General features: G+C 68.1%; 9 protein-coding genes. 8 read left to right on the top strand and 1 reads right to left on the bottom strand.

All coding sequences use genetic code 11. From position 1 onward, the window contains the following. Nucleotides 1-524: 524 nt before the first annotated feature. The 4 genes from alr to CBM2594_RS09665 all read left to right on the top strand — a co-directional run bounded on the left by alr (nt 525) and on the right by CBM2594_RS09665 (nt 4,280). Nucleotides 525-1,646, top strand: a complete 1,122-nt coding sequence (gene alr, locus CBM2594_RS09680) for an alanine racemase (protein ID WP_116356644.1) — start codon at nt 525-527, stop codon at nt 1,644-1,646. Between the two features lie 74 nt (nt 1,647-1,720). Next, nucleotides 1,721-3,082 (top strand): DNA repair protein RadA, encoded by a 1,362-nt coding sequence (gene radA / locus CBM2594_RS09675; protein WP_116356643.1) that lies wholly within the window; start codon nt 1,721-1,723, stop codon nt 3,080-3,082. A gap of 3 nt (nt 3,083-3,085) precedes the next feature. Then, the gene (locus CBM2594_RS09670; protein ID WP_116356642.1) at nt 3,086-3,649 is read left to right on the top strand and encodes a GNAT family N-acetyltransferase; all 564 of its coding nucleotides are present in this window, start codon (nt 3,086-3,088) and stop codon (nt 3,647-3,649) included. Between the two features lie 145 nt (nt 3,650-3,794). Next, nucleotides 3,795-4,280: a disulfide bond formation protein B gene (locus CBM2594_RS09665; RefSeq protein ID WP_116357754.1), complete on the top strand. Its 486-nt coding sequence runs from the start codon at nt 3,795-3,797 to the stop codon at nt 4,278-4,280. Between the two features lie 269 nt (nt 4,281-4,549). Here the strand turns inward: CBM2594_RS09665 and CBM2594_RS09660 are convergent, their stop codons facing one another. Then, a complete protein-coding gene (locus tag CBM2594_RS09660; protein WP_116356641.1) occupies nt 4,550-6,484 on the bottom strand; it encodes an ATP-binding cassette domain-containing protein in 1,935 nt (644 codons plus the stop codon). A 295-nt stretch (nt 6,485-6,779) separates the two neighbouring features. Between CBM2594_RS09660 and CBM2594_RS09655 the strand changes: the two genes are divergently transcribed. The 4 genes from CBM2594_RS09655 to gsiB all read left to right on the top strand — a co-directional run bounded on the left by CBM2594_RS09655 (nt 6,780) and on the right by gsiB (nt 12,318). Then, nucleotides 6,780-7,742, top strand: coding sequence for a MurR/RpiR family transcriptional regulator (locus CBM2594_RS09655; RefSeq protein WP_116356640.1), 963 nt, complete (start codon nt 6,780-6,782; stop codon nt 7,740-7,742). A gap of 8 nt (nt 7,743-7,750) precedes the next feature. Continuing rightward, a complete protein-coding gene (locus tag CBM2594_RS09650; RefSeq protein ID WP_116356639.1) occupies nt 7,751-8,722 on the top strand; it encodes an isoaspartyl peptidase/L-asparaginase family protein in 972 nt (323 codons plus the stop codon). A gap of 96 nt (nt 8,723-8,818) precedes the next feature. After that, entirely contained in the window at nt 8,819-10,723 is a 1,905-nt protein-coding gene (locus CBM2594_RS09645) for a dipeptide ABC transporter ATP-binding protein (protein ID WP_232346594.1), read from the top strand. Between the two features lie 50 nt (nt 10,724-10,773). Next, nucleotides 10,774-12,318 (top strand): glutathione ABC transporter substrate-binding protein GsiB, encoded by a 1,545-nt coding sequence (gene gsiB / locus CBM2594_RS09640; protein ID WP_373457587.1) that lies wholly within the window; start codon nt 10,774-10,776, stop codon nt 12,316-12,318. The last annotated feature ends 99 nt before the right edge of the window (nt 12,319-12,417 follow it).

Below are 12,417 nucleotides of genomic sequence, written 5' to 3'. Positions count from 1 at the left end.
GGAACCTTGTGCCGCGGCCGTGTCGAATTGTGTCGTAGGTGCTGCGCTGCGGCGCCGTGAGGCCTGCCTGACAGTCATTGACATAATGCTTCGCTTTTAGAACATGGCCGGAGCGTCCGGCTTTATATCACGAAAACATGACATTCCCGAACCCCGGCAACGGCTCTTTTTGACAGCAAATTGCCTTGCCGATTCCCCGATGACCCCCGGCAACAGCATCCGAATGTGTTCAAATAACGGCTGCCACCGCGGCCCGCCGGACCGGTCTTTCCCTGATCTGGTGTGCGCCCGGCGAGATATGGTGACTGGGATACCTGGGCGTGCCAATTGCGGGCATCCCGCATATCCGTTGCCACAACCGTCGCCACTGCCGTCGCCACATCCGTCGCCGGTACGTGCTGCGGCACACCGACAGGTGACGTTTGCGCCATCGACACTGAGACAGAGCCGTCCCTCCAGCCCGCGCCGGGCGCATCTGCCGCCCGCGCCGCTGACAGCCTGTCCGCTACCCTGATGTGACCTCCATGCCACGACCGATCCAAGCCGTCATCCACCAACCCGCCCTGGCCAACAATCTCGACGTGATCCGCCGCAAGGCGCCCGCTTCGCGCATCTGGGCGGTGGTCAAGGCCAATGCCTACGGGCACGGCATCCGCCGCGTCTTCGCCGCGCTGCGCGGTGCCGATGGCTTCGGCCTGCTGGACCTGAATGAAGCCGTGCTGCTGCGCGACCTCGGCTGGCAGGGCCCGATCCTGTTGCTGGAGGGCTTCTTCCAGCCGCAGGACATCGCCCTGATCGAGCAATACCGGCTGACCACCGCGATCCACTGCGACGAGCAGCTGCGCATGCTGGAAAGCGCGCGCCCCAAGGGGCCGCTGGCGATCCAGCTCAAGCTCAACACCGGCATGAACCGGCTCGGCTTCCATCCGAAGGAATATCGCGCCGCCTGGGAGCGTGCGCGCGCCATGCCGTGCGTGGGCAGCATCGTCCATATGACGCATTTTTCCGATGCCGACGGTCCGCGCGGCATCGCCCACCAGGTCGAGGCCTTCGACGCCGCCACCGCCAACCTGCCGGGCGAGGCCAGCCTGTCGAACTCGGCCGCGGTGCTGTGGCACCCGCACGCGCACCGCGCCTGGGTGCGCCCCGGCATCATCCTGTACGGCGCCTCGCCCACCGGCCGCGATGCCGATATCGCCGGCACCGGGCTGCAGCCGGCGATGTCGCTGCACAGCGAGCTGATCTCGGTGCAGGACCTGCAGCCGGGCGATACCGTCGGCTACGGCTCGCTGTTCACCGCGGAGCGGCCGATGCGCATCGGCGTGGTCGCCTGCGGCTATGCCGACGGCTACCCGCGCCATGCCGTGGGCTGGGGCGAGCAGCGCGCGCCGGTGCTGGTCGACGGCGTGCGCACCGAGCTGGTCGGGCGCGTGTCGATGGACATGCTGTGCGTCGACCTGACGCCGTGCCCCAAGGCCCGCGTCGGCAGCCCCGTCACGCTGTGGGGCCAGGGCCTGCCGATCGACGAAGTGGCGCAGGCCAGCGGCACGGTCGGCTACGAGCTGATGTGCGCGCTGGCGCCGCGCGTGCCGACCACGGTGGCGACCATCACGGCATCGGACAGCGCCGCGCCCGTGGTCGCCTGATGTAGCCTGATTTGCACCGATAAACGGGCCTGGTCGCTTCAGGCCCGGCTCGATTTTTTCTGCAAGGACCTCCGTTGGCCAAGAGCAAGACTGTCTACACCTGTACCGAATGCGGCGGCACCACGCCGCGCTGGGCCGGCCAGTGCCCGCATTGCCAGCAATGGAACACGCTGGTGGAGACCGTGGCGGAATCCGCCGCGAACAAGCGCTTCCAGCCGCTGGCGGCATCGGCCACGGTGCGCAAGCTGGCGGAGATCGAGGCGGCCGACGTGCCGCGCTTTTCCAGCGGCATCGACGAGTTCGACCGGGTGCTCGGCGGCGGCCTGGTATCGGGCGGCGTGGTGCTGATCGGCGGCGACCCCGGCATCGGCAAGTCCACGCTGCTGCTGCAGGCGCTGGCCAATCTGGCCGGCCAGCGCCGCGTGCTCTATGTCAGCGGCGAGGAATCGGGCGCGCAGATCGCGCTGCGCGCGCAGCGCCTGGGCGTGGAAAGCCCGTCGCTGGGACTCTTGGCCGAAATCCAGCTGGAGAAGATCCAGGCCACGCTGGAAGTGGAAAAGCCCGAGGTGGCGGTGATCGATTCGATCCAGACGCTGTACTCCGAGGCGCTGACCTCGGCGCCGGGATCGGTGGCGCAGGTGCGCGAATGCGCGGCGCAGCTCACGCGCATCGCCAAGAGCAGCGGCACCACCATCATCCTGGTCGGCCATGTGACCAAGGAGGGCAGCCTGGCGGGGCCGCGCGTGCTGGAGCATATCGTCGATACGGTGCTGTATTTCGAAGGCGATACCCATTCATCGCACCGTCTGATCCGCGCCTTCAAGAACCGCTTCGGCGCGGTCAACGAGCTGGGCGTGTTCGCGATGACCGAGCGCGGCCTGCGCGGCATCAGCAATCCGTCGGCGCTGTTCCTGTCGCATCATGAAGAGACCGTGCCGGGCTCGTGCGTGCTGGTGACGCAGGAAGGCACGCGGCCGCTGCTGGTGGAGATCCAGGCGCTGGTCGATACCGCGCATGTGCCCAACCCGCGCCGGCTGGCGGTGGGGCTGGAGCAGAACCGGCTGGCGCTGCTGCTGGCCGTGCTGCACCGGCACGCGGGCATCGCCTGCTTCGACCAGGACGTGTTCCTGAATGCGGTGGGCGGGGTCAAGATCACCGAACCGGCCGCCGACCTGGCGGTGCTGCTGTCGATCCACTCGTCGATGCGCAACAAGCCGCTGCCGCGCGGCCTGGTGGTGTTCGGCGAAGTGGGCCTGGCCGGCGAGATCCGCCCCAGCCCGCGCGGGCAGGAGCGGCTGAAGGAAGCCGCCAAGCTGGGCTTTACGCTGGCCGTGATCCCGAAGGCCAACGCGCCCAAGCAGAAGATCGACGAGCTCGACGTGATCGCGGTGGAGCGCATCGAGCAGGCCATCGACCGCGTGCGGCACCTGGACTGAGGCATGGACCACGGCATCGCCTTCGAGACGGATCGCCTGCGGCTGCGCCAGTGGCGCGATCAGGACTATGCGCCGTTTGCCGCGCTCAACGCCGATGCGCAGGTGATGCGCTATTTCCCGGCACCGCTGACGCGCGCCGAAAGCGATGCGATGGCCGGGCGCTGCCGCAGCCTGATCGCAGAGAAGGGGTGGGGCGTCTGGGTCGTCGAACGCACGGCGGACGAAGCCTTCCTGGGCTTTGTCGGGCTGCACGAGCCGTCCGCCGCGCTGCCGTTCGCGCCGTGCGTGGAGATCGCCTGGCGGCTGGCGCGGCCGGTCTGGGGCCAGGGCTACGCCACCGAGGCGGCGCGCGCCGCGCTCGCCTATGGCTTCGGCCGCCTGGCGCTGGCCGAGATCGTCGCCTTCACCACGCTCGCCAATGCCCGCTCGCGCGCGGTCATGGAACGGCTCGGCATGCGCCAGGATGCCGCGGGCTTCGACCATCCCGCCTTGCCGCCGGGACACCCGTTGCGGCCGCATTGCCTGTACCGATTGCCACGCGCTGCGTGGCAAGCAGCGGCGGCCTGATGCCCATGCGTCAATCCGCCACAGGGCAGTGGCCTTGCGCCGCATGTGGCGCCGACGGCAGGCGCGGCAAAATCGGTAATAATGCGCAGCAAAGCCGCGCCAGCACACGGACGGCAACGACTACCGGATCACCTGAGTTCCCATGATGCAAGCCAATTCCCGCGCCTATTTCCTGCTGATTGCCGTCGTCTCGTTCGCGCTGGTCGGCGTCGCGCTCTACCTGCAGTTCGAAAAGGGCTACCAGCCTTGTCCGCTCTGCGTGATGCAGCGCTTCGCCTTTGTCGGCATCGGCGTGTTCTCGCTGCTGGCGGCGGTAGCGCAGAACACGCGTTCGCTGTGGCAGGGCCTGGGCATGCTGTCCGGCATCGCCGGCATCGCGGTGGCGGTCTACCACGTGTCGCTGCTGCTCAATCCCAAGGCATCGTGCGGCATCGATCCGCTCGAGAACTGGGTCAACGCGCTGCCCACCGCCAAGGTGCTGCCGCAACTGTTCTACTCCGACGGCCTGTGCACCGCGCCGCTGCCGCCGGTGCTGGGGCTGTCGGTGCCGGCATGGTCGCTGATCTGGCTGTTCCTGCTGACGCTGACGCTGGCGGTGGGGCTGATCCGGAGGGAGAAGAATTTCCGCTGACGGATGGCGGGAGTTGAAATGAAAAACCGGCGCTGTGTGCGCCGGTTTTTTTTGGGGGCTGCGCGGAACGCTATAGTCCCGCTGGTTTGCTCCCCTCTCCCGCTTGCGGGAGAGGGGCAGGGGGTGAGGGCAGGCGCTGGCATACCGACGTCCTTGACTACGTGGATGCTCCGGCCCTCACCCCCACCCCTCTCCCACTTCGCGGGAGAGGGGAGCGTCCGCGAGGGGTGTCGGGGTTTGCCGACGCAGTCGGTATTGAAGCCAGCCGCTCACGCAATCTGCTCGATCTGCTCCTGCAGTTCCAGCCATTTCTCTTCCAGCGTGTCCAGCTCGCCGTTGACCTCGCCCTGGCGCTTGAGCATCTCCATCAGCTTTACCTTGTTGGCCTCGGCATAGCTGCTTTCATCGGCCATGAACCGGTCGATCTCCTCCTTGGCGCCTTGCAGCACCGCCATGCGCTTTTCCACCTTTTCCAGTTCCTTCGCCAGCGGCTTGCGCAGCGCCGACAGCCGCTGGCGCTCGTCGGCTTCGGCGCGGCGCTGGTCCTTGCGGTTGACCGCCGCCGCGGCATCGCCGGCGTTTTCCGCCTGGTGCGCGGCGGTGGCGGCGTTGCGCTTGGCCGCGGCCTGCTGCAGCAGCCAGTCGCGGTAGTCGTCGAGGTCGCCATCGAAGGGCTTGATGGTGCCGTCGGCCACCAGCATGAACTGGTCGGCGGTGGCGCGCAGCAGGTGACGGTCGTGCGAGACCAGGATCAGCGTGCCTTCGAACTGCGCCAGCGCCATGGTCAGCGCCTCGCGCGTATCGAGGTCCAGGTGGTTGGTCGGTTCGTCCAGCAGCAGCAGGTTGGGCTTCTGCCAGACGATCAGCGCCAGCGCCAGCCGCGCCTTTTCGCCGCCGGAGAAGGGCTCGATCGGCGTGGTGGCCATGTCGCCGCGGAAGTTGAAGCTGCCGAGGAAATCGCGCAGTTCCTGCTCGCGCACGTCGGGCGCCAGGCGCGCGAGGTGCTGCAGCGCGGAGTCGTGGTCGCGCAGCGTTTCCAGCTGGTGCTGGGCGAAGTAGCCGATCTGCAGCCCCTTGCCCAGGCGAAGGTTGCCCCTGAGCGGATCCTGCGTGCCGGCCAGGGTCTTGACCAGCGTCGACTTGCCCTGGCCGTTGGCGCCCAGCAGGCCGATGCGCTGGCCGTTCTGGATCGACAGCGCCAGGTTGTGCAGGATGGTGACGGGCGGATCGGCCTCGGCATAACCACAGTCGACACCGTCGAGCACCATCATCGGGTTGGGCGCGGCGTCCGGCTCGCGGAACTCGAAGGCAAAGCCGGCGGCGACGTGCACCGGCGCCAGCCGCTCCATCTTTTCCAGCGCCTTGACCCGGCTCTGCGCCTGGCGCGCCTTGGTCGCCTTGGCCTTGAAGCGCGTGATGAACGATTCCAGGTGCGCGATTTCCTTCTGCTGGCGCGTGTAGGCGGCCTGCTGCTGCGCCATCTGCTGCAGCCGCATGGTCTCGAACAGCGTGTAGTTGCCGCCGTAGCGGCGCAGCTGCTGGTTCTCGATATGCACGGTCACATTGCAGATCGCGTCGAGGAACTCGCGGTCGTGCGAAATCATCACCAGCGTGCCGGGATAGCGCGCCAGCCAGTCTTCCAGCCAGACGATGGCGTCCAGGTCCAGGTGGTTGGTCGGTTCGTCGAGCAGCAGCAGGTCGGACGGGCACATCAGCGCCTGCGCCAGGTTCAGGCGCATGCGCCAGCCGCCGGAGAACGACGCCACCGGCTGCGACACCTGCGCCAGCGTGAAGCCCAGGCCCAGCAGCAGGGCCTCGGCGCGCGCCGGCGCGGTGTAGCCGTCGGCGTCGGCATAGGCGGCATGGGCTTCGCCTTCGGCGCTGCCGTCGCCGCTGGCCTGGGCCGCGGCAATCGCGGCCTCGATCTCGCGCAGGCGGGTATCGCCATCGATCACGTAGTCCACCGCGGTGCGGCTGACCGCCGGCGTTTCCTGCGCCACGTGGGCGACGCGCCACTGCGCCGGCACGCTGACATCGCCCCCGTCCGGATGCAGCTCGCCGCGCAACAGCGCGAACAGCGTCGACTTGCCGCTGCCGTTGGCGCCGACGAGGCCCACGCGCTCGCCCGGGTTGAGCGTCACGCTGGTGTGGTCGAACAGCACCTTGGTGCCGCGCTGAAGGACTAGCTGGTCGATTCGGATCACGAGAGGGGAAATGCCTGAGTGAAAAACAGAAAAAGCGCCGTGAACGCGGGCCGCGGCCGGCGCTGTGGCGCTGGGCCGCATTGTAGCGTTTCCGGTGCGGCGCACGCCGTGCCGGTGCAGGGACCGCGCCAAAGCGGATCGGGGCGTGCACCGCAAAAGTGCCGGTGGCGCCAGCAAATCTAGGGATTACCCTCGGTCTGACAAAACTCTATTTTCTTGGAAGTCGGTTGCGTGTAAATTCATTTTCACAACGGCGCGCGCTCTGATGCGCCGCCCTTTACCAGCCGCTTTCACCATGACCATTGGCCATTCGATCTCGGACCGCATCGCACGCAGCCTGCCGGCGCTGACGCCGGCGCACCGCCGCATGGCGGAATACGTGCTGGCCAACCTGTTTCGCGCGGCGACCATGCGCATCGATGAATTCGCCGCGGCGGTCGACGTCTCGGTGGCCACCGCAAACCGCTTTGCGCGGGCGCTGGGCTTCGACGGCTATCCGCAGTTCCGGGCCGAGCTGGTGCGCGGTTTCGAAGCCACGCTGGCGCCGGTGGAGCGGCTGCGCAGCGAACTGGAACGACCCGCCACCGTGGCCGAAGTGTTCGCCGCCTCGCTCGAGGATGCGGCCGCCAATGCCGAAGCGACACGGCGCGGCATCGACGCGCAGGCGTGCGAGCGCGCGGTCTCGGCGATCCTCGCCGCGCAGCGCGTCTACGTGGCCGGCTTCGGCGCCAGCGGTTTCCTCGCCGGCCTGCTGCAGCACGGGCTGGAAATGCATTGCCGCATGGTGACCTCGGTGGCGGGCGCGGGCGGCGCCTCGCATGCGGCGCGCCAGTTGTTCAAGCTGCAGCCGAGCGACCTGCTGATCGTGATCGCCTTCCCGCGCTACGTCAGCGACACCATCGAACTGGCCCAGCGCGCAAAGTTGCGTGGCGGGCAGGTGCTGGCGCTGACCGACGGCCCGACCTCGCCGCTGGCGCCGCTGGCCGATATCGCGCTGTATGCGCAGGCCGGCAACCGGCTTTCGGCCAACTCCGACGCCACCGTGCTGGCGTTGATCGAGGCGCTGTGCGGCGCGGTGGCGCACCGTGCCGAACGCCCGGTCAAGGCCGCAGCCGAAATGACCGAATTCCTGCTGCCGTGGCTGTACGGCGCCCCCGATGCCGAGCGCGGGCGCAAACCGGCGCCGCCGCCCGCGCCGCCCACCGAACCCAGGGCCGGCGCCCGCCGCGCCCGCTCGACCAACACCCGGAAGTCCTGAGTCTCCTTATGCAACCAGCTGTCATTGCCATCCACGGCGGCGCCGGCACCATCACCCGCGCGGCGATGGATGCGGCCCGCGAACGCGAATACATCGAGGCGCTGCAGCACGTGCTGCAAGCCGGCCAGCGCATCCTGGCCGATGGCGGCAGCGCGCTCGACGCCGTCACCGAGGCAGTGCGCCTGCTCGAAGAATGCCCGCTGTTCAACGCCGGCAAGGGCGCGGTGCTGACCCATGCCGGCACCTATGAACTGGATGCGGCGGTGATGGACGGCGCCACCCGCAACGCCGGCGCGGTGGCCTGCGTCACGCGCCTGCGCAACCCGGTGCTGGCCGCGCGCGCGGTGCTGGAGCACAGCGAACACGTGCTGTTTGCCGGCGCCGGCGCCGAGGCGTTCGCGCAGGCGCACGGGCTGGAGCTGGTCGCGCCGGAGTACTACTTCACCCAGGCCCGCCACGACCAGTGGCAGCGTGCGCGCGGCAACGACGGCATGGCGCTGCTCGACCACGACGCCGCCACGCTCGCCGCACAGCAGGCGCGCGACCCGGAACCGCTCGATCCCGACAGCAAGTTCGGCACCGTGGGCGCGGTCGCCTGCGACAGCCGCGGCAACCTCGCGGCGGCCACTTCCACCGGCGGCGTGACCAACAAGCAGGTGGGCCGTGTCGGCGATACCCCGCTGATCGGCGCGGGCTGCTATGCCGACGACGTCGCGGCCGTGTCCGCCACCGGCACCGGCGAGATGTTTATCCGCACCGTCGCCGCGCACGATGTCGCCGCGCAGATGCGCTATGCCGGCCTGCCGCTCGACGAGGCGGCGCGGCGCGTGGTGATGGAGAAGCTGCCCGCGATCCACGGCCGCGGCGGGCTGATCGCGGTGGATCGCGCCGGCAACGTGGCGCTGCCGTTCAATACCGAAGGCATGTACCGCGGTGTCGCCCGGGTGGGCGAGGCCGTCAGCGTGTCGATCTACGGCTGATCGCGCGGCACCGGCAAGTTCCCGGCAAGTTCCCGGCAAGTCCCGGGCAAGTCCCGGGCAAGTCCCAGGCATCAGGCAGCAACAGAAGGAGTTCCAGTGGCCACTACCCCTGCGCAATCGCACGCTTCCGCATCCGGCACCGCACTGCCGCCCGAGCGCGTCGTCTCGGTGAACGGACTGACCGTGCGCTTCGCCACGTCCGAGCGCACCGTCGAGGCGGTGCGCAACCTGTCCTTCCATGTCGACCGCGGCGAGACGCTCGCGGTGGTGGGCGAGTCGGGCTCGGGCAAGTCGGTGACCTCGCTGGCGCTGATGCGGCTGGTCGAGCATGGCGGCGGCAAGATTGCCGCGGGCAGCATGGCGCTGCGCCGGCGCGGCGGCGAGGTGATCGACCTCGCGCGCACCGACAACGCCACGCTGCGCAGCGTGCGCGGCGCCGACGTGGCGATGATCTTCCAGGAGCCGATGACCTCGCTCAACCCGGTATTTCCGGTGGGCGAGCAGATCGCGGAATCGATCCGCCTGCACCAGCGCAAGAGCCGCGGCGCGGCGCGTGCCGAGGCGCTGCGCATGCTGGAGCTGGTGCGCATCCCGGAAGCGCGCCGCGTGCTCGAGCGCTATCCGCACCAGCTCTCCGGCGGCATGCGCCAGCGCGTGATGATCGCGATGGCGCTGTCGTGCAAACCGGCGCTGCTGATTGCCGACGAACCCACCACGGCGCTCGACGTGACCATCCAGGCCGAGATCCTGCAACTGATCCGCGGCCTGCAGGCCGAGATGCAGATGGGCGTGGTCTTCATCACCCACGATATGGGCGTGGTCGCCGAGGTGGCCGACCGCGTGCTGGTGATGTACCGCGGCGAGAAGGTGGAAGAGGGCACCTCCGACGACGTGTTCCGCGCACCGGCGCACCCCTATACGCGCGCGCTGCTGTCGGCGGTGCCGCGCCTTGGCGCGATGCAGGGCACCGACCTGCCGGCCAAGTTCCCGCTGCTGCGGCTGGACCGCGCCGAGCCGGAGCCCGCCGCGCCGCAGGACACGGTCCGTCCCGGCGTGGCGCCGATCCTGCGCGTGCAGGACCTGGTCACGCGCTTCGACGTGCCCGGCGGCCTGTTCGGCCGCGTGACGCGGCGCGTGCATGCGGTGGAGCAGGTCAGCTTCGACCTCTATCCCGGCGAGACGCTGGCGCTGGTGGGCGAGTCCGGTTGCGGCAAGTCCACCACCGGACGCTCGCTGCTGCGGCTGGTGGAAAGCCAGAGCGGCACCATCGAATTCAACGGGCAGAACATCAGCAAGCTGGAAGGGGCGGCGCTGCAGACCTTGCGCCGCAATATCCAGTTCATTTTCCAGGACCCGTTCGCGTCGCTCGATCCGCGCGTGCCGGTGGGCTACTCGATCATGGAGCCGCTGCTGGTGCACAAGGTGGCCAGCGGCAAGGAAGCCGAGCAGCGCGTGGCGTGGCTGCTCGACAAGGTCGGGCTGGACCCGTCGCACGCGGCGCGCTATCCGCACGAGTTTTCCGGCGGCCAGCGCCAGCGCATCTGCATTGCGCGCGCGCTGGCGCTGAACCCCAAGGTGGTGGTGGCGGATGAATCGGTGTCGGCATTGGACGTGTCGATCCAGGCGCAGATCGTCAACCTGATGCTGGACCTGCAGCGCGAGCTGGGCATCGCCTTCCTGTTTATCTCGCACGACATGGCGGTGGTCGAGCGCGTCAGCCACCGCGTCGCGGTGATGTACCTGGGCCAGATCGTCGAGATCGGCCCGCGCCGCGCGATCTTCGAGAACCCGCAGCACCCGTACACGAAGAAGCTGATGTCGGCGGTGCCGATCGCCGACCCGGCGCGGCGCCACCTGCGGCGCGAGCCGCTCAACGACGAGATCCCCAGCCCGATCCGCGCGGTCGGCGACGAGCCGGTGGTGCAGCCGCTGGTGCCGGTTGCCGGCAGCGGGGCGCTCGGCCATTTTGTTGCGCGGCACGCCGTTGGCGGCGCCTATTGAAGTCCCGGAAATACCGAAGCTAACAAGGAGATTCGACGATGTCTGCACGTATGGTTTCGCCCCGATGGATGGCCGGCGCCTTTGCCGCCGGCGCCCTCGGCATGCTGGCCGCCGCACCGGCGTTCGCGGCCAAGGATGCCGTGATGGCGGTGTATTCGACCTTCACCTCGCTCGACCCGTACGATTCGAACGACACGCTATCGCAGGCGGTCGGCAAGACCTTCTACCAGGGCCTGTTCGGCATGGACAAGGACATGAAGCTGGTCAACGTGCTGGCCGACAGCTATGACGTCAGCAAGGACGGCCTGGTCTACACCATCAAGCTGAAGAAGGGCATCAAGTTCCACGACGGCACCACCTTCGATGCCGGCGCCGTCAAGGCCAACCTGGACCGCGTCACCAATCCGGCCAACAAGCTCAAGCGCTACACGCTGTTCAACCGCGTGGCAAAGACCGACGTGGTCGATGCCAATACCGTCAAGGTCACGCTCAAGGAGCCGTTCTCGCCGTTCATCAACGTGCTGGCGCATCCGTCGGCAGTGATGATCTCGCCGGCCGCGCTGCAGAAGTACGGCAAGGACATCGCCTTTCATCCGGTGGGTACCGGCCCGTTCGAGTTCGTCGAGTGGAAGCAGCCCGACCACCTGAAGGGCAAGAAGTTTGCCGGATACTGGAAGACCGGCTATCCGAAGATCGACACCATTACGTGGAAGCCGGTGGTCGACAACAACACCCGCGCTGCCATCATGCAGACCGGCGAGGCCGACTTCGCCTTCAGCATCCCGTTCGAGCAGGCCGCGGTGCTGAAGAACAGCCCGAAAGTGGAGCTGATCGCCGCGCCGTCGATCATCCAGCGCTACCTGACCATGAACACCATGGTGAAGCCGTTCAACGACCCCAAGGTGCGCCAGGCCATCAACTACGCGATCAACAAGGAAGCGCTGGCCAAGGTCGCTTTTGCCGGCTACGCGGTGCCGGCTGAGGGCGTGGTGCCGCATGGCGTGGACTATGCCGAGAAGCTGGGCCCGTGGCCGTATGACCCGGCCAAGGCGCGCGCGCTGCTGAAGGAAGCCGGCTACCCGAACGGCTTCGAAACCACGCTGTGGTCGGCCTATAACCACACCACCGCGCAGAAGGTGATCCAGTTCGTGCAGCAGCAGCTGCAGCAGGTCGGCATCAAGGCGCAGGTGCAGGCGCTCGAGGCCGGCCAGCGCGTGGAGCGTGTGGAAAGCGTGCCCAAGCCCGAAGACGCCGGCGTGCGCATCTACTACGTCGGCTGGTCGTCGTCGACCGGTGAATCCGACTGGGCGCTGCGTCCGCTGCTGGCTTCGGAATCGATGCCGCCCAAGCTGCTGAATACCGCCTACTACAAGAACGACCAGGTCGATGCCGATATCGCGGGCGCGCTGCGCACCACCGACCGCGCCGAGAAGGCGAAGCTGTACAAGGACGCGCAGGAACGCATCTGGAAGGACGCGCCGTGGGCCTTCCTGGTGACGGAGAAGGTGCTGTTCGCGCGCAGCAAGCGGCTGAGCGGTGCGTATGTGATGCCGGATGGGTCGTTTAATTTTGATGAGATTGATATCAAGCAGTAAGGGGTGAGGGCGGGCGCTTGCAATACCCAAGATCATGCGCGCCCCGGCAAGCCATCCAACAGAGCAGTAACGCAGTAAGCCGACAGACGGCCGCCTGCC

The sequence above is a fragment of the Cupriavidus taiwanensis genome, assembly GCF_900249755.1.
GTDB lineage: Bacteria > Pseudomonadota > Gammaproteobacteria > Burkholderiales > Burkholderiaceae > Cupriavidus > Cupriavidus taiwanensis_D.
Note: the sequence above shows the minus strand (reverse complement) of the source record. Positions and strands in the feature narration are given on the sequence as shown.